Below are 18,901 nucleotides of genomic sequence, written 5' to 3'. Positions count from 1 at the left end.
GCCGAAGCCCGGTGCTGCTGCGAAGCCCGCTGCGGCTCCTAAGCCAGGTTCGGCACCCAAGCCTGGCTCTGCTCCGAAACCGGGCGGTCGCTCGCCGGCCCGTCCCGGAAACAACCCTTTCGCCCCAGCACAGGGCATGCCCAAACCGGCAGGACGCGGCGGACCGAAGTCCGGCAATCGTCCCGGCGGCCAGGGTGGCCAAGGCGGCCCAGGCGCGCGCCCGGGCAACAACCCGTTCGCAAACTCGCAGGGGATGCCGAAGCCAGGTCAGAAGCCACCTCGTGCATCCGGTGAGGAAGGCGCAGCAGGTCCACGTCCGGCACCACGTCCGGCACCACGTCCGGGCGCACCTCGCCCCAACCCATCGATGATGAAGAACTCTGCGCTGAACAAGCCGGCTCCAGGCCGCGGTCGAGGCGGAGGACGCGGCAACGCTCCCGCCGGCGGCGGCGCACCCGGTGCGCCAGGTGCAGCTCCAGGCGGCGCACCTGCAGGTCGTCGCGGTCCCGGCGGCGGTCCCGGCGGTGGTCCAGGCGGTCGCGGTTCAGGTCGCGGTCGCGGAAGCACCCAGGGCGCATTCGGCCGTGGAGGCGGTCCTCGTCAGAAGGGACGCAAGTCGAAGCGGGCCAAGCGCGCCGAGTTCGAGCAGATGCAGACACCGTCGGTCGGTGGCGTCTCTGTTCCACGCGGCGACGGCAACACTCCTCTGCGTCTGCGTCGCGGATCCTCGCTGGCCGATTTCGCTGAGAAGATCAACACCGATCCGACGAACCTCGTGACGGTGCTCTTCCACCTCGGCGAGATGGCGACCATCACCCAGTCACTGGATGAGGGCACATTCGAGGTCCTCGGCGAGGAACTCGGCTACAAGATCGAGATCGTCTCACCCGAGGACGAAGATCGTGAGCTGCTCGAGACCTTCGACATCGACCTTGACGCGGAAGCCGCGGACGAAGCCGACGAGGACCTCGCAGCACGTCCACCGGTCGTCACGGTCATGGGTCACGTCGACCACGGTAAGACCAAGCTGCTCGATGCCATTCGCTCCGCGAACGTGGCTGCCCGCGAAGCTGGCGGAATCACCCAGCACATCGGTGCCTACCAGGCCGAGGTCGAACACGAAGGCATCGATCGCAAGATCACCTTCCTCGATACCCCAGGTCACGAGGCGTTCACCGCTATGCGTGCCCGTGGTGCGAAGTCGACCGACCTTGCGATCCTCGTGGTCGCGGCCGATGACGGCGTGATGCCGCAGACCGTTGAGGCACTCAACCACGCTCAGGCGGCGAACATTCCGATCGTGGTCGCAGTGAACAAGACCGATAAGGAAGGCGCTAACCCCGCCAAGGTCATGCAGCAGCTGACCGAGTACAACTTGGTAGCCGAGGAATACGGCGGCGAGACCATGTTCGTGCCGATCTCTGCGCTCAAGCGCGAGGGCATCGATCAGCTGCTCGAATCCGTGCTGCTGACCACCGATGCTGCGCTGGACCTGAGGGCCAATCCGGACAAGTCGGCTCGCGGCATCGCGATCGAAGCCAAGCTGGACAAGGGCCGTGGCGCGGTTGCGACCGTGCTCGTCGACTCCGGCACCCTGCGTCAGGGAGATGCCATCGTGTGTGGCACCGCCTACGGACGTGTGCGTGCGATGTTCGATGAGAACGGCAACGTCGTCGAGGAGGCGGGACCATCCCGTCCCGTCCAGGTGCTGGGTCTGTCCTCCGTGCCACGTGCCGGCGATACTTTCATCTCCACCGAGGACGATCGCACCGCCCGTCAGATCGCTGAGAAGCGTGACGCCATCGAGCGCAATGCCGCTCAGGCTCGCGGTCGCAAGCGCATCAGCCTTGAGGACTTCACCAAGGCACTGGCCGAGGGCAAGGTCGATATGCTCAACCTCATCCTCAAGGGCGACGTGTCCGGTGCCGTCGAGGCGCTGGAGGATTCGCTGCTCAAGATCGATGTGGGCGACGACGTCGACCTGCGCATCATCCACCGCGGTGTGGGTGCGATCACGGAGAACGACATCAACCTGGCCACGGTCGACAACGCGATCGTTCTGGGCTTCAACGTCCGTCCGGAGGCGAAGGCGCGCGACCTGGCCGAGCGCGAAGGCGTCGATGTCCGTTACTACTCGGTCATCTACCAGGCGATCGACGACATCGAGAGCTCGCTCAAGGGCATGCTCAAGCCGGAGTACGAAGAGGTCCAGACAGGCACCGCGGAGATCCGCGAAGTCTTCCGGTCCTCCAAGTTCGGCAACATCGCCGGTTCCATCGTTCGCGATGGTCACATCACCAGGAACGCGTCTGCTCGCGTCACCCGTGATGGAGTGGTCGTCGGGGACAAGGTCAAGATCGAGTCCCTGCGTCGCTTCAAGGACGATGCCACCGAGGTTCGCGAAGGATTCGAGTGCGGCATCGGCCTGGGCAGCTTCAACGATCTGCGCGTCGGCGACATCATCGAGACCGTCGAGATGCGTGAGAAGCCTCGCGACTGATCGACACGTCGCTCTCCCAAGCCGGGTTCTGAACGGGGGATGTGCGAGCGGGTGGCATAAGTCCACTCGCCCGCGCACCTCCCGGGCAGGACCCGGTCTGCGGTTCGCGGGCCTCTGCGCTGTTGCGCACTGACGTGCCCGGCGATGAGAGAATGTGCCGGGGGAGTGCTCCACGGGCCACAGCTCGAGCCAGAAACATGGGCCACAGCTCCAGCCAGACGCAGGTATACACAGACACAGGTACACCCCAGACACACAGACACAGGTACACACAGACACAGATACTCAAGTGGCAGTTCCAAGCGAACTCAGTCACGGACATAGTTCAGACGAAGAAGGAAGTCAGTCACCATGGCAGATGCAACTCGGGCGCGCAAGATCGCCGACCAGATCAAGGTCATCGTCGCCAGCACGATCGAACGCAGACTCAAGGATCCGCGTCTCGGTTTCGTCACGGTCACCGATGTGCGCGTGACCGGAGATCTGCAGCACGCCTCGATCTTCTACACTGTCTTCGGCGACGGGCAGGACCTCGAAGCCACAGGCAAAGCATTGGAGTCCGCGAAGGGCTTCATCCGGTCAGAGGTCGGCAAGGGCCTGACGATCCGGCTGACTCCCAGCCTCGAATTCATTGCCGACGCCGTGCCGGAGGCCGCCGCTCACCTTGACGGTCTCCTCGCCAAGGCCGCAGCAGATGACGCTCGGGTGGCCGGACTGGCCAAGGACGCGAAGCCCGCGGGAGACGAAGACCCCTACAAGAAGGCCGACGGGGAAGCCTGACTGGTCACAGCGCTGTAACGGACCACCGATGCCGCAGTGCTCCGGCAGTGTCCTCTCAGTTGAGCGCGGCGGGACTCGTGCGCTCAACCGCGATCTCTGTCACTCTCGCGAAAAAACTTCACGTAACAGTTTTGTAATCTTTCACTTCTCGTTTAGACTTTTTCTGGTAACGAAATGATTACGACTCTGTTAAGGGATTTCTGAATTGGGTAAGCACTCTTCGCCGAAGCCTGGCTTTGCTAAGCAGCTGGTCCGGGATCTGACCCCCGCCAGCAAGCGCTCTTCCGGTCGGCACTCCTCGGACGCACCGTCGACCGCCACCTCTGTGCTGGCGACTGTCAGGCAGCGTCCCGTCGTTGCCGCGATCGCGGTTCCGGCCGCTGCCACCGCTGCCGTCGTCGGCTCCACCGTCGTCATGAGCCCGCCTGAGGCCGGCAATGTCACGACCGAGGCCGCTGACACCTCTGCGCAGCAGGCCAAGTCGAGCCCCTCGGCCGTCAGCCAGGATGAGATCGACGCCCAGCGCGAGAAGGCCGGCGAAGAATACCTCAAGGACGTCAAGGACGATCCCAAGTACAAGAACAAGACCTCGAAGACGACACTCGACGTCAAGACTCCCAAGCCCAAGCCGTCCCCGACGACGGAGAAGGCGCAGACGGAGTCCGGCAGTGCGAAGTCATCCGACGAGAAGTCCTCCGATTCGGATGAGAAGTCATCTGAGGGTTCTGACACTCCAGAGGGCATCTCGAACGAACCGTGCTCGGTCTCATCCTCGATCGAATCCGGACTGCAGCCCAACGCCGTCAACGGCTACCGCGCTGTGTGTGCGAAGTTCCCCGAAGTCAAAACCTACGGTGGCGTTCGGCCAGGCTCCGGCACCTCGGACCATCACACCGGCGCGGCCGTGGACGTGATGATCACCGGCGCCACCGGCGACCGCATCGCCGAGTACCTGATCCAGAACTCCGGAGCACTCAACGTCAAGTACGTGATCTGGGAACAGCGCATCTGGAACCCGGGCAGCGGTTGGAGCAGCATGGAAGACCGTGGTTCACCCACCGACAACCACTTCGACCACGTGCACGTCTCGTTCAACTGATCGAACCTGACACGTGAGCGATACTTCCCCGCAGGGTGTCCTTGTCTGCGACAAGCCCCAAGGCCTGACTTCCCACGGCGTCGTCTCTCGGATTCGGCGCTGGTACGGCACCCGCAAGGTCGGGCATGCCGGAACCCTTGATCCCATGGCCACGGGCGTCCTCGTCCTCGGGCTGGGCCGCGGGACCAAGCTTCTGGGTTACATCACCGGTGTGTCCAAGACCTATCTGGCCACGATCCGTCTCGGATCGGCCACGCCGACCGATGACGCGGACTCCGAGCCAGACCTCTTCGCCGAGCCTGCGGCACTGTCGGCAGTCACCGATGCTGGGATCGCCCACGGCGTCTCAGCTTTGAGAGGCTCCATCGACCAGGTTCCCAGTGCGGTCTCCGCGATCAAGGTCAACGGCCAACGCTCCTACGCCCGCGTCCGTGCCGGTGAAGATGTTGAGCTTAAGGCGCGCCGAGTCGAGATCTCAGATTTCACCATCCTCGCCACTCGGTACTCGGTTGCGGAAGGCCACATCGATGTCGACGTCGAAGTCGACTGCTCGTCGGGGACCTATGTTCGTGCACTCGCGCGAGATCTCGGCAGCAGCCTCGGCGTCCATGGTCATCTCACCGCTCTGCGGCGCACTCGAGTGGGAGCCTTCAGCCTCGATGAAGCGGTGACGATCCCCGATGATCTCGACACCGAAGCGCCCGCGCTGACCTCTCTCGCCGAGGTGGCCCGGACCCTGCTTCCGACCGTGGACGTCGATTCCGCGGAGGCCAAGGCTCTGATGCAGGGCAAGACGATCGGCACCGAGCGGAGCCCGGATCAAGGTAGTGAGGTGGCCGTGATCGTCGGCGAGGAGCTCGTCTCGATCGCCGAGGTGCAAGCCGGGGGAGTGCTGAAATCCCAGACGGCCTTCGCCATCGACCTCGCCTGAGATCGCAATGACGCCGCGGGCAATACAACGTAATCGATTGTATTCGATAGATACAACTGAAACGGTTGTCTATCGTGGTGGACTTTGGTGTACTTGAGTCATGTACGTCATGACCATCGACCAGCGGGGATCCCGTGAGCGCACTGATGAGGTGCCCGGGCTGCTCGATATTCTGACCCGCGTCGAGACCCAGCGGGGCTTTGAGCGCACGATCGGCGATGAGGTGCAGGGCGTTCTCGACTCACCCGAGCAGGTGACTCTGGCCGTCCGTCTGCTGGCCGCACGGACCGGGTGGCATATCGGAATCGGAGTCGGCCCGGTCGACACTCCATTGCCGGCTTCCACCGCCGAGGGCAGGGGAGAGGCCTTCTATGCAGCCAGGCGCGCGGTCGAGGCCGCAAAGGGTGCACCCGCTCATCTTGTCGTCGACCCGGAGACCGAGCACTCGAACCTGGCTGAAAGCGCCCTGCGCCTGGTGGTCTGGACGTTCGAGAACATCCGATCTCAGTCTCGGCGCTACATCGACCGCAGGCTTGACCATCCCGACTCCACTCAGCACGACATCGCTGAACACTTCGACGTCTCCCAACAGGCTGTGTCCAGGGTGCTCTCCCCGGGCGGTGTGGAACTCATCGAGGGTGCCTGCGCACTGTCGACCTTCCACCTGGCCCATGTAGGAGAGACCGGGGACAGCGACTCTCAGGCAGGTGACCATGTGGTTTGATGTACTCATCGCTGCTATTGCGGCGATCGTGTCCGCAGCGGGTGGCTACCTGCTCGTTCCGCTGTTCCTGCGGATGACCCACGACGGGCCCGGCTCGAAGCCGAGACGCACCGGCAGCGAGGACATCGAAGTCCTGCGCGGCGGAATGTGGATCGGCATCGTCGAGCGCGCACTCATCGCCGGAGCCATCGTGCTGGGCAGGCCCGAACTCATGGCCGTCGTCGTCGCAGTCAAAGGGCTCGGGCGCTTCGCGGAGATCAAATCCTCGGCGGCCGCGGGCGAGCGATTCATCATCGGAACGTTCCTCTCCATCGCGATCGCATCCCTGGTCGGCGTGATCGGCTGGGCCGTCATCTCCTGAGGCGAGCGTGGGTTAGCACGTGAGAACATCTCTGCGATAACCTGAGTCGGTGCACGGAAGGAGCAAGCGTCGAGTGGAGCTTTATCACGGACTGAATGAGGTCGGGACCGACGATGTCGGCACCGTCGTGACCCTGGGCAACTTCGATGGGGTCCACCGCGGTCACCAGACTGTTCTCCAAGCCGTAGCGGCACTGGCCAGCGAGCGCTCTCTGCGCTCCGTGGCCATGACCTTCGACCCGCACCCGCGCACGGTCCACCGCTCTGACGAGCCGACGCTGATGATCACGAGCACCGAGCAGAAGGCCGATTTCATCGCGGACACCGGCATCGACGCCCTGTTCGTCCAGCACTACGACCTCGACTTCGCGGCGCAGAGTGCCGAGGAGTTCGTGCGCACCTACTTCGTTGAGGCCCTGGGCTGTGAGATCGTCGTCGTCGGTGATGACGTAAGGTTCGGCAAGGACAACGAAGGCACCATCGAGACTCTGCGCCACCTCGGCGAGAAATACGGATTCCGGACCGAGACGATCGAGGAGGTCGGGCGCGGGGGACGCTACTCCTCCTCGCGGATCCGGGATCAGATCGTCGGCGGAGATGTCGCCGAGGCTGCCGATCAGCTGGGTCGCTACCACCGGGTCGAAGGGGCCGTCGTCCACGGCGACGCCCGCGGTCGCGACCTCGGATTCCCGACTGCGAACCTGTCCGAAGATGCCGAGGGCCTCATTCCCGCCTATGGTGTCTATGCCGGGTGGGCGACATTCTCCGATGAAGACCTGGCATACCCCGCAGCCATCTCGGTGGGCACCAACCCCACATTCGAAGGCAGCGTCCGACGGGTCGAGGCGCATGTCCTCGACAAGGAGTTCGGTGAATTCGACGTCTACGGCAGGCATATGACTCTCGAGTTCGTCTCACGCATCCGTGGACAGGTGACGTTCACCGGCATGGACGAGCTCGTCGTGAAGATGCACGAGGACATTGCCGATGTGCGCGAGGTGCTCCACACCTGATAAACTGAACCTTGCCGTTTTCACCGGCCGCGGTTCGATAGTGCTGAGACTGACAGGTTTCGGCGCCGCGCAACGATCAAAAGGAGAAGTCCATGGCTCTCAGTACTGCTGAAAAGCAAGAAGTCATCAAGGAATATGCAACTCACGAGGGCGACACCGGTTCTCCCGAGGTTCAGGTTGCGCTGCTGACCCGCCGGATCACCGAGCTCACCGAACACTTCAAGGATCACAAGCACGACCACCACTCGCGTCGTGGCCTGCTGCTCCTCGTCGGCCAGCGCCGCCGGATGCTCAAGTACTTGCAGCGCGTCGAGATCGAGCGCTACCGCTCGCTCATCAAGCGCCTGGGCCTGCGTCGCTGAGACCAGCCCCATGACATTGAGCGCGACTCGGACGAACTGACACAGACTCGGACGAGACACCTCAGACGAAACGAAGCGTCCTGCATCATGCAGGGCGCTTCTTCGTTGTCCGCGGCAGCTCGACTACCCATGGCATGCCCGGGAGGAATGCGAGGCAATGGCTCACAGGGGCAACTGCGGTAGACTTCAACGTGGACAACCATGCCATGGACGTTTTTCGGTCCTCGGTAGTGGCTTCCGGAAGAGCACGCATGTGCATGCTGTTTCCGTGGGCCCCGATCGATGACCGGCTTGGATCCATGGGGTTGTCCGAGCCAATATCCACCGGATCGACGCGGGCTTCTTTGGCCTTCATTCTTCGAAGGTGTCCGCGTACCGGTTACAAACAAGGAGAATACGTGGGACTCAACCCTGAATCCGCCGTAGCGCACATTGACAATGGCAGCTATGGTTCACACACCATCCGCTTCGAAACAGGACGGCTTGCACAGCAGGCCGCCGGTTCTGCCGTCGCCTACCTCGACGACGAAACCATGCTGTTCTCGGCCACCTCGGCGGGCAAGAACCCCCGTGAGGGCTTCGACTTCTTCCCTCTGACCGTCGACGTCGAAGAGCGCATGTACGCCGCGGGTCGCATCCCCGGTTCGTTCTTCCGCCGTGAAGGACGCCCCTCGACCGACGCGGTCCTCACCTGCCGCCTCATCGACCGCCCTCTGCGCCCCTCCTTCGTGAAGGGACTGCGCAACGAGGTTCAGGTCGTCGTCACAGTGATGTCGATCCACCCCGACCACATCTACGATGCACTCGCCATCAACGCGGCCTCGATGTCGACTCAGCTCTCCGGACTGCCCTTCTCCGGTCCCATCGGCGGCGTGCGCATCGCACTCATCGACGGCCAGTGGGTTGCCTTCCCGAACCACTCGCAGCTCGATGACGCCGTCTTCAACATGGTCGTCGCCGGCCGTGTCGTCGGTGACGACGTTGCGATCATGATGGTCGAGGCAGAAGCCACCGACAACGCCATCGACCGCATCAAGTCCGGTGCCACCGCACCGACCGAAGAGGTTGTGGCCGAGGGACTCGAAGCCGCGAAGCCCTTCATCAGCGAACTCTGCCGTGCGCAGCAGGAGCTGGCCGACAGTGCAGCCAAGCCCACCGTCGAGTTCCCTGTCTTCAAGGACTACCAGGACGACGTCTACGAGGCTGTGCGCGAACTCGCCGAAGCCAAGCAGACCGAGAATTTCCAGATCGCTGACAAGCAGGAACGCGAAGCAGCCGGCGAAGTTCTGCTGTCTGAGCTCTTCGACAAGCTCGGCGAACGCTTCGCCGGCCGCGAGAAGGAAATCGCCGGGGCCCTCAACGCTCTGACGAAGCAGGTTGTGCGCAAGCGCATCCTCACCGAGCAGATCCGCATCGACGGTCGTGGTCTCAAGGACATCCGTCCTCTGACTGCCGAGACCAACGTGATCCCACGCGCTCACGGCTCGGCCATCTTCGAGCGTGGAGAGACCCAGATCCTCGGTGTCACCACGCTGAACATGCTCAAGCTCGAACAGCACATCGACTCTCTGTCGCCTGTGACCACGAAGCGCTACATGCACCACTACAACTTCCCGCCCTACTCGGTCGGAGAGACCGGTCGTGTGGGCAGCCCGAAGCGCCGCGAGATCGGACATGGTGCACTGGCTGAACGTGCACTCGTGCCGGTTCTGCCCAAGCGCGAGGACTTCCCCTACGCCATCCGCGAAGTCTCAGAGGCACTCGGATCCAACGGCTCGACCTCGATGGGTTCGGTCTGTGCATCGACTCTGGCCATGCTCTCGGCTGGTGTGCCGCTGCAGGCTCCCGTCGCAGGCATCGCCATGGGACTCGTCTCCGACGTCATCTCCACCGACACCGGTGATCAGACCGCATACGCGGCACTGACCGACATCCTCGGTGCCGAAGACGCCTTCGGCGACATGGACTTCAAGGTTGCCGGTACGCGTGACTTCATCACTGCGATCCAGCTCGACACCAAGCTCGACGGCCTTCCCGCCTCGGTGCTCGGTGCCGCCCTCAAGCAGGCGCAGGAAGCCCGCATGGTCATCCTCGACGTCATCGCCGAGGCCATCGATGCTCCGGCAGAGATGGCTCCGACTGCTCCGCGCATCATCTCGGTGAACATCCCGGTCGACAAGATCGGCGAGGTCATCGGACCCAAGGGCAAGATGATCAACCAGATGCAGGAAGACACCGGCGCTGACATCAGCATCGAAGACGACGGAACCGTCCTCATCGGTGCCGCCGACGGAGCAGCCGCAGATGCCGCCCGCTCGATGATCAACGCCATCGCCAACCCGCAGGTGCCCGAGGTCGGCGAACGCTACCTCGGAACCGTCGTGAAGACGATGAGCTTCGGCGCATTCGTCTCCCTGACACCGGGCAAGGACGGCCTGCTGCACATCTCCGAGCTGCGTAAGCTCAACGATGGGAAGCGAGTCGAGGACGTCGAAGACGTCGTCGGAGTCGGCCAGAAGGTCCAGGTCGAGATCACGAAGATCGACGACCGCGGCAAGCTGTCACTCTCGCCTGTCAGCGACGATGACGAAGAAGCAGAAGAGGAATCAGACAACTGATACTCAAGGATTCTCACACCGGGGAGGGCAGCCGAATCGATCGGTCTGTCCTCCCCGGTGGTTTGACAGTGACCACCGAACACATGCCCGGACTGGCGTCGGAGACCATCGGCATCTGGGTCGCGGCAGGTTCGCGCGACGAATCGACCGAGACCGCCGGATCGACCCATTTCCTCGAACACATGCTCTTCAAAGGAACGCCGACGAAGGACGCGAAGACGATCGCGGCAGCCTTCGACCGGACCGGAGGAGACTCCAACGCCATCACGGCCAAGGAGCTCACCTGCTACTACTCTCGCTGCCTGGTCACGGACCTGTCGGACATCACCTCGCTGCTCGTCGACATGGTCTCGAACTCGAACCTGGACGCCGAGGAGTTCGAACGCGAACGCGGCGTCATCATCGAAGAGTTGGCAATGTCGGCCGACGACCCCGGCGACGTCCTCTTCGATGACTTCGACGAGCTGATCTTCGGCGACCACCCATTGGCACGCCCAGTCGGCGCGACAAAGGACCAGATCCGCGTGCTGGGCCATCACACACTCCTCGATCACCACTCGACAACCTATGTTCCCCCGCGTCTGGTCATCGCCGCCGCCGGCGGTGCCACCCACGAGGAAGTCCTGGGAATGGTCGATGACGCATTGGCTCAGGCCGGTGTCGGCTCCCAGGCCGGCTCACACACCTGGGACAGCCCCGCCGCGACAGCAGGCGGGGTGCCCGGCCGCGGCGCACGTGAGGTGCCGACGTTCCATTCGGGTCGCTCACACACGGTCAAAGACACCGAACAGCTGGGAATCCTGCTCGGCTGCGAGGGTCTCGAAGAGGGCCATCCGGATCGCTTCGTCTATTCGGTGCTGCTGACGATGCTCGGCGGCGGAATGTCCTCCCGGCTCTTCCAGAGCGTGCGAGAAGAACGCGGTCTCGCCTACGCCGTCAACTGCGTGGCAAGCCAGTTCACCGACTTCGGAACGTTCGGCATCTACGCCGGCTGCACACCGGAGAACGGGCAGGCCGTCGTCGACCTGGCACTGGCCGAATGGGATCGTCTGGCGCAGGAGGTGCCCAGTCGCACCGAACTGGACGCGATCGTCTCCCAGCTCTCGGGTTCGATGGTCCTCGGGCTCGAGTCCTCGGCCGCACGGATGAATCGACTGGCCCGATCGGAGATCTTCGGAATCCCACTCGAATCTCCGCTCGACCTCATCGAACGCGTCCGCTCGGTCACGGCGGAGCAGGTGTCGACGATGGCAGGAGACCTCATGGGTCGCCCGAAGTCGCTGTCTCTCGTGGGACCACAGGCCGACGTCGTTCTGCGCTGAGGATGAGATGACGCTGGCCTGAGGCGATGCCCGCAGGCTCCGAACCGTGAGCATCTAGAATGGCTGTACAACAAGATTCTTGTTGTACAGCCATTTCTGTCTGTGTGGGGGAGAGGTTCATGTCGCGAAAGAGCGCATCGGTGCGTCGGGACGAGATCCTGGCTGCGACCGTGGAGGAGATCGAAAGCACCGGCCTGCGCACCCTCCGAGTCGCCGATGTCGCCGCACGGCTGGGACTGAGCCCGAGCCTGGTCATCTACCACTTCGTGACGAAGGAAGCACTCGTCGCCGCAGCCTTCGCCCACGCCGGGGAGAACGACCTCTATCGCGCGCGTCGACTCGCCGCGACGCAGAAGCCAGCATCGCAGCGGCTCAGAGATGTCATCCAGTGGTACATGCCGACAGGCTCGACGAGGAGCTGGAAGATCTGGATCGACGGGTGGTCTGCCGGACTCTTCGACGATGGGGTGAAGTCGACGTTCTCCACACTTGACCGAGAGTGGAAGACAATACTGTCCGAGCTCATCGTCGCTGGGCTCGAGGCGAAGGAATTCCGATTCAGCCCCGTCCGAATGGCCACGGAAGCCTCCGCGAACGAGCCCACAGGAGCCGCCGTCGCAGAGCTGGCCGATGGCTGCGCCACGAGGATCCTCGCGTACCTCGACGGGCTCGCAGTCCAACTCATCTTCAACCCTGAAAGCGTGTCGCCTAAGACCCTATCCGCTTGGGTCGATGCCTTCGTCGCACGCGAATTGGAATGAGCCCGGAACTCTCGCTCCGACGCTCTTGACGAGGCAGCCCTCCGACGGTCAGACTGGTGATCTGAACCTAACTGAACAGCGATTCAGTAAAACCCTTGGGAGCGACATGTTCATGGACATCACCTGGCAGGATCCGATCACCGGAGCACACGGATTCGTCGTCATCGACACGCTGGTGAGGGGAACAGCCTCGGGCGGGCTGAGGATGCGTCAGGGATGCACTCTCGAGGAGGTGCGGGGTCTGGCTCAGGGGATGACGCGCAAGGAGGCGATCCATCTGCGTCCGGGCCGGCGCTATGTTCCCGTCGGCGGTGCGAAGGGCGGCATCGACTTCGACCCACGTGCTCCCGGAGCCACTGACATCCTCGAGAGGTTCCTCGTCGCCGTGAATCCGATCATGCGCGCCTATTGGGCCCTCGGCGAGGACCTGGGCGTGCGCCAGAACGATATCGACGAGATCCTTGCCAGGCGTGAGCTCGGCAGCGGCCTGTCGGCCGTGGAGAAGCTGCTGAGTGACCCGGAAGCGGCCAGGGCGCGGACGGCCACCGCCTTCTCTGCGGTCGTCGACGGTCTGGCTCAGGATGAGCTCGTCGGCGGCCTGGGAGTGGCCACCTCGGCGATCGCCGCACTCGAAGCCGAGGGAAGAGACCCGGCCGACTCGACCGCAGTGATCCAGGGATTCGGATCGATGGGTGGGGCGAGCGCCCGATTCCTCGCCGAGGCGGGAGTGCGCATCGTCGGCATAGCCGATGCCGACGGGTTCGTGTCCAACCCGGCCGGACTCGACGTCGAGGCCCTGCTGGACACGCGCGATCCCTTCGGCGGCATCGACCGAGCCGCACTTCGTCCCGCTGATGTGGACGGTGATCGCGGAGACTGGCTGGCCGCTGACTGCGATGTGCTTGTCCCTGCGGCAGTCAGCTACGCGATCACGCGTGCGAACTGTGAGGCCATCACCGCCGGGCTCATCGTCGAGGCCGCGAACATGCCCGTGCTGCCCGATGCGGAAGAACGCCTGCAGGCCCGAGGGGTCACGGTTGTTCCCGACTTCCTCGCGAACTCCGCGACGAATGCGTGGTGGTGGTGGGTGACGTTCGGCGATGTCGACGGCAGCTGGGACGACAGCAGGTCTCTGGTCACCGAGACTCTGCGCGAACTCACGATTCAGGTGCTCAGTGATGCCGACCGTTTGGGAATCACGCCCCGGCAGGCGGCACAGTCCCGGGTGGATGCGAACCTCGAAGCGCTCCGGGCTACGCCTGATCCAGCGATCAGGGTCGATCCAGCGATCGGGGTCGATTCAACGATCGGGGTCGATTCAGGGGACACTGATCAGATGGCCGCCGCCAAGGCAGAGCGTTAGAGCCATGGATCGGTTCTTCGACCCCGGCAGCGTCGCCGTCCTCGGAGCCTCGAACGACCCGGCCAAATGGGGATTCTGGCTCTCCGCGGGAGCGTTGAAGGGAACACATCGGCGCCGGGTCCATCTCATCAACTCACGAGTCGCCTCGATCCAGGGTGAACCCACCTTCCCCAGCCTCGCTGAGCTGCCTGAGACACCGGAGCTCCTTGTCATCTCGATCCCGGGCAGCGGGGTCCCGGCCGTCGTCGATGAGGCATTGGCCGCAGGAGTGCGAGCCTTCCTCATCATCTCGGCCAGGGTGCCCGGCGCCGCCGAGGTGGCCCAGCGAATCATCTCCGCAGGAGCCCGCCTCATCGGCCCGTCGTCTTTGGGTGTCGTCGATGCGAGCAATGATCTGCTTCTGGCTTGGGGCAACTTCACCCCCGGGTCCCTGGCCGTGGTGACGCAGAGCGGCCAACTGGGAACGGAGATCGCCACCCTCTCCGCACGCAGCGGCCTCGGGATCTCACGCTTCGCCTCCATCGGCGGACAGTCGGACGTCCGGGCCGCAGAGATCCTGTCCTCCCTGGTCGACGATGCCGCCACCACGCAGGTCGTGCTCTACCTAGAGTCATTCACCGGCGGCAGCGCCCTGGTGTCGGCCATGCAGGCACTGCGTGCGGCGGGGAAGCCCACGATGATCCTCACCACGGGCCAATCGGACGCCGGAGCCAGGCTCGCGCGATCGCACACCGGATCGCTCACCTCGGCGATGGACACGGTCGATGCCGCCTGCCGCGCCGCCGGTGCAATCCGACTCTCGACACCCGGAGAGGCGGTTGAGCTGGCCGGTTTCCTCGCCACGTCCTGGTTGCCTGCGGGGAGGAGGATCGCCGTCATCTCCGATTCAGGCGGGCAGGGCGCGATCGCCGCAGACCGAGCCGAGTCCCACGGTCTGCGCGTCAACGTGCTTGACGTTGCCACACGCACCAGGGTCGCAGAGAATCTGCCGCAGGCCGGTCACATCGACAATCCGATCGACCTCGACGGGGCAGGGGAGGCCGACCTGTCCGTCCACTCACGTCTCGTCGATGCGCTCCTGGCCGATGAGGCCATCGACGCAGTCGTCCTGAGCGGATACTTCGGCTGCTACGGCGAGGACATCCCTGCTCTCCTCGACGCGGAGCTGGCCGAGGTGGGCAGGCTGGGTGAGTCCGTGCACAGTCATCGCAAGCCTCTCATCGTCCACTCGATGAGTGCCGATTCGCAGGCCGTCGCGGCCCTGTGGGAGAACTCGATACCCGTCTACACCTCAATCGAATCGGTCATGCGCGTCGTTGCCGGAGCCGGGTTCTACGCCTCCCATTCCGGTCGAATCACCGAGGCTCTGGAGCGGTCGGGTCCGGTGACGCCCTGGGGGACCGGGTACGGTGCGGCCCGTGACACGATCAGCGCGGCCGGGGTGCCGGTGCCGCGGGCCCTGACGCTGAGTCGCGGAGCCGAGCTCGCCGAGGTGGTGGCCGGCTCGGATCTGACACCGCCGTTCGTACTCAAGGCCTCTTGGCCCGCGCACAAGACCGAACTCGGTGCGATCGCCCTCGGCCTCGGCGATGCCACAGCCCTCGAAGACGCCTATGTGGAGATGGTGGGCCGCCTCGGCGAGGGTGAGTACATCGTCGAGGAGATGGACACCCGCGATGGGGCCGTCGAGATCCTGGTCGGCGGACGCCAGGACGAGAACTTCGGGCCGATTGTGATGGTGGGAGCCGGAGGAACCGAGACGGAGCTCTACGGCGACACCTGGCTCGAGCTGGCGCCGGTCTCGCATGCAGAAGCTCTCGACATGGTCTCCCGGCTCACGTGCTATCGGCTGCTCACAGGATGGCGAGGTCGGCGTGCGACGGACCTCGACGAACTGGCCGAGATCATCGTCTCGGTCTCCCGTCTGATCGCCGGCAGCAACGAGATCCAGGAGATCGAGATCAACCCGGTGCGCGTCACCCCGGACGGGGCATTGGCCGTCGACGCGCTCGTCGTCACGAACCGAGACGACGACAGCGCCGACAACGACAGCGGCATCCATAACGACGGCAGCACCGACAACCCCGACAAGGAGTCACGATGACAGAGGAACAGGCAGAGATCACCGGCGGTGCGCACCTGGCCCGGGCGCTGAGAGCCGAGGGAATCTCGCGGGTCTACGGGATCCCAGGGACCCACAATCTCGAGATCTTCGCACAGCTGGCTGCCGAGGGAATCGACATCGTCTCACCTCGCCACGAACAGGGGGCCGGATACATGGCCGACGGCGCGGCTCGCGTCACCGGTGAGGTGCAGGTCGTCGTCACAACGACGGGACCGGCGGTGTTCAATGCACTGACCGCGCTGCTGCAGTCCTTCACCGATTCGGTCCCGGTCCTGCTCGTCAGCCCCGGTATGCCCCTGACCCATCCCGGACGCGGCAACGGACTCCTCCACGAGGTGCGTAACCAGAGTCAGGCCATCGACGCCGTCCTCGGCGACAGCCACCGGGTGACCAGTCCCGGTGAGGTCTCCCTTGCGGTCGGACAGGCACTCTCACGCATGCGCACCGGCCGAACCCGCCCCGCCTACATCGAGATCCCACTCGATCTCATCGAAGCCACCGGACCCGGTTGGCTGCACCCGGCTCTGGCCCGTCCCAACCCTGCTCCGCAGCCGTCGGCGATCAGGACAGCCGCCGAGGCGCTGGCAACCTGCCAGCGCCCCCTTATCATCGTCGGGGCCGGGGCGCGCAGCGCCGGAGCGGAGGTGGAAGAGCTCTCCCAGGTACTCGGGGCCGGGGTCATCCTGTCCTCGAACGCGAAGGGAACGATCGACGATGAGTTCGTCAACAGCCTCGGCGCCATCGGAGTCCTCGAAGCGCTGCCGGAGGTGCTCGGTGCTGCCGATGCCGTGGTGGCCATCGGCACGGAACTGGCTCCCAGCGATTTCTGGCCCGAGCCGTTGCCGCTGCCGCACACGGTCGTTCGCATCGACCTCGACGAGGTGCAGATGCTGCGCAACGCCCGCGTCAGCCACCCGATCCCAGCCCACGCGAAGGACGCGACGATCGCGCTGACGCACCGGCTGCACCAGACCAGATCGACCAGCCTCACCCGGGCGGCAATCGAGTGGCTGCGCGGCTGGCAGGACACGATCACGGACGCTGCCAAGACCGAAGGCGCACCCTGGGCACAGCTGTGCGGAGCACTCAACGACTACACCACCTCGGCGACCTCACCTGTCATCGTCGCCGCGGATTCCACGATGTGCTGCTACTACGGGGTGCAGACCGGATGGGCGGCGCGCAGAGGAGATCGCTTCCTCTACCCGGCAGGCGCCGGAACCCTGGGATACGGGCTGCCCGCGGGGATCGGTGCGAAACTCGCCGTGCCCGAGGCCAGGGTCGTGGCGATCGAGGGCGACGGCGGAGCGATGTTCACGATCGTCGAACTCGCCGCGGCTGTGCAGGCCCAGGTGTCGATGTCCGTCATCATCGTCGACAACGGCGGCTACGGGGAGATCCGCAACGAGATGGCCGATCGCGGCGATACTCCTGCGGGAGTGGCACTGCTGGGACCCGACTTCCCGGCACTGGCCGAGTCGATGGGCGCTCGCGGTCTCCACATCGAGACCCAGGAGCAGCTGACGACGGCACTGCAGCAGGCCGAGGACTTCGCCGGACCCACCCTGATCCACATGACCGAGGACTCCCGCGCCGCCACGGACATGCTGGGTGCTGCCCGGCCGAGTGAGAATTCGAACGAGACGAGGAGAGAGCCATGAGCTACACACCCTGGCCGCTGAGCGATGAGCAGAACGACATCATCGAACTGTGCCGGACCTTCGCGAAGGACAAGATCCGACCGGCGGGTCCTGCCGTCGACGAAGCAGACACCCGATCTCCGGTCGAGCTGTTCCACGAGGCCGCGCGCGTGGGCATCACAGACTTCATGATCCCCGAGGAGTACGGAGGCGGCGGCTTCACCGACGTCTTCACACAATGCCTCGTCCAAGAGCAGCTGTGTTTCGGGGACCCCGGCATCGGCAACCTTCTGTGCTCCAACGGCTTCTTCGCCGATCCGATCCTGGCACTGGGAACAGAGGAGCAGAAAGAGACCTGGCTGCGCCCTCTGACCGGACCGGAACCGATGTTCACCGCGCTGGCGACTACCGAGCCGGGGTCTGGATCCGACTCCGCCTCGATCACCACCAGGGCCGAATCTGTCGACGGCGGCTACCTACTCAACGGACAGAAGGCCTGGATCTCGAACGCGGGACTCGCCGAGGGCTATGTCGTCTTCGCCAAGACCGACCCTGCGCAGCGCTCACAAGGAGTCACCGCCTTCCTCCTGCCGCGCGAGACCGAAGGCATGGAGTTCGGGGCACCGATGAAGAAGATGGGCCAACGTGCGATCGTGTGCCGGGAGATCTTCTTCTCCGACGCGTTCGTCCCGAGTACCAATCGCCTTGGCGCGGAGGGGCAGGGCTTCTACGGACTGATGCGCACCTTCGACATCTCCCGCGTGGTCCTCGGCGCCGCGGCACTGGGCACAGCCAGGGCCGCCTACGAATACGCCCGCGACTATGCGCGTGAACGCACACAGTTCGGCAGAACGATCATCGAACACCAGTCCGTGGCCTTCCGGCTGGCAGACATGGCCGCGCGCATCGATGCCGCCTGGCTGCAGGTCCTCAACACCGCCCGCATGATCGATGCGGGGGAGGCGGTGCCGCGGGAGAAGGTCACCGCCTCGGCAGCCATGGCCAAACTGGGTGCCTCAGAGACGGCGATGTTCTGCACCTGGGCCGGAGTCCAGACCCTGGGCGGCTGGGGCTACTCGCGCGAGCACCCCGTCGAGCAGTGGATGCGCGATGCGAAGCTGGAGGAGATCGAAGAGGGGACCTCAGACATCATGCGGCTGCTGATCTCGCGGAATCTGCCCTGACACTGTGTGATTTCGTGTGGATGCATTCGTGTGGCGCCGCGATCTTTTCCGAGGTCACTTGGCGTCATCTGGAATAGTCCTCACGACTACCGTGTTGTTCGAGATGAGACCCTGCTATA

The 18,901-nt window shown here is 64.4% G+C and carries 15 protein-coding genes; all 15 read left to right on the top strand.

Features of this window, described 5'->3' with window-relative positions:
* Positions 1 to 2,500: translation initiation factor IF-2 (infB, locus tag ACE03M_RS00655; RefSeq protein ID WP_485932168.1), on the top strand; the 2,500-nt coding region annotated here is incomplete at its 5' end.
* A gap of 351 nt (positions 2,501 to 2,851) precedes the next feature.
* Positions 2,852 to 3,280, top strand: coding sequence for a 30S ribosome-binding factor RbfA (gene rbfA / locus ACE03M_RS00650; protein ID WP_485932167.1), 429 nt, complete (start codon positions 2,852 to 2,854; stop codon positions 3,278 to 3,280).
* 205 nt (positions 3,281 to 3,485) lie between these two features.
* Positions 3,486 to 4,379: a VldE C-terminal domain-containing protein gene (locus ACE03M_RS00645; RefSeq protein WP_143922526.1), complete on the top strand. Its 894-nt coding sequence runs from the start codon at positions 3,486 to 3,488 to the stop codon at positions 4,377 to 4,379.
* A 13-nt stretch (positions 4,380 to 4,392) separates the two neighbouring features.
* Positions 4,393 to 5,310, top strand: a complete 918-nt coding sequence (gene truB / locus ACE03M_RS00640; RefSeq protein ID WP_485932164.1) for a tRNA pseudouridine(55) synthase TruB — start codon at positions 4,393 to 4,395, stop codon at positions 5,308 to 5,310.
* A 100-nt stretch (positions 5,311 to 5,410) separates the two neighbouring features.
* Positions 5,411 to 6,034, top strand: coding sequence for a hypothetical protein (locus ACE03M_RS00635; RefSeq protein WP_485932163.1), 624 nt, complete (start codon positions 5,411 to 5,413; stop codon positions 6,032 to 6,034).
* On the top strand, positions 6,018 to 6,395 hold the full coding sequence (locus ACE03M_RS00630) for a hypothetical protein (protein ID WP_485932161.1): 378 nt from the start codon (positions 6,018 to 6,020) through the stop codon (positions 6,393 to 6,395). Before ACE03M_RS00635 ends, ACE03M_RS00630 begins: the two co-directional genes overlap by 17 nt.
* Before the next feature lie 73 nt (positions 6,396 to 6,468).
* Entirely contained in the window at positions 6,469 to 7,407 is a 939-nt protein-coding gene (locus ACE03M_RS00625; RefSeq protein ID WP_485932159.1) for a bifunctional riboflavin kinase/FAD synthetase, read from the top strand.
* Positions 7,408 to 7,499: 92 nt separating this feature from the next.
* Positions 7,500 to 7,769 (top strand): 30S ribosomal protein S15, encoded by a 270-nt coding sequence (gene rpsO / locus ACE03M_RS00620; protein ID WP_009882989.1) that lies wholly within the window; start codon positions 7,500 to 7,502, stop codon positions 7,767 to 7,769.
* Positions 7,770 to 8,167: 398 nt separating this feature from the next.
* Positions 8,168 to 10,387: a polyribonucleotide nucleotidyltransferase gene (locus ACE03M_RS00615; protein WP_485932156.1), complete on the top strand. Its 2,220-nt coding sequence runs from the start codon at positions 8,168 to 8,170 to the stop codon at positions 10,385 to 10,387.
* A gap of 68 nt (positions 10,388 to 10,455) precedes the next feature.
* Complete coding sequence (locus ACE03M_RS00610) at positions 10,456 to 11,709, top strand: M16 family metallopeptidase (RefSeq protein ID WP_485932155.1); 1,254 nt, start codon at positions 10,456 to 10,458, stop codon at positions 11,707 to 11,709.
* A gap of 119 nt (positions 11,710 to 11,828) precedes the next feature.
* Entirely contained in the window at positions 11,829 to 12,470 is a 642-nt protein-coding gene (locus tag ACE03M_RS00605; protein ID WP_260848091.1) for a TetR/AcrR family transcriptional regulator, read from the top strand.
* A 106-nt stretch (positions 12,471 to 12,576) separates the two neighbouring features.
* Positions 12,577 to 13,833, top strand: coding sequence for a glutamate dehydrogenase (locus ACE03M_RS00600; protein ID WP_485932153.1), 1,257 nt, complete (start codon positions 12,577 to 12,579; stop codon positions 13,831 to 13,833).
* A gap of 4 nt (positions 13,834 to 13,837) precedes the next feature.
* Positions 13,838 to 15,937, top strand: a complete 2,100-nt coding sequence (locus ACE03M_RS00595) for an acetate--CoA ligase family protein (protein ID WP_485932151.1) — start codon at positions 13,838 to 13,840, stop codon at positions 15,935 to 15,937.
* A complete protein-coding gene (locus tag ACE03M_RS00590) occupies positions 15,934 to 17,619 on the top strand; it encodes a thiamine pyrophosphate-binding protein (RefSeq protein ID WP_485932149.1) in 1,686 nt (561 codons plus the stop codon). Before ACE03M_RS00595 ends, ACE03M_RS00590 begins: the two co-directional genes overlap by 4 nt.
* Positions 17,616 to 18,782, top strand: coding sequence for an acyl-CoA dehydrogenase family protein (locus ACE03M_RS00585; protein ID WP_485932147.1), 1,167 nt, complete (start codon positions 17,616 to 17,618; stop codon positions 18,780 to 18,782). The genes ACE03M_RS00590 and ACE03M_RS00585 overlap by 4 nt, the downstream gene beginning before the upstream one ends.
* Positions 18,783 to 18,901: the final 119 nt, after the last annotated feature.

It is taken from the genome of Brevibacterium sp. AGC70 (genome assembly GCF_057334195.1).
The sequence above is the reverse complement of the archived record's forward strand: the minus strand, read 5'-3'. Positions and strand labels throughout refer to the sequence as shown.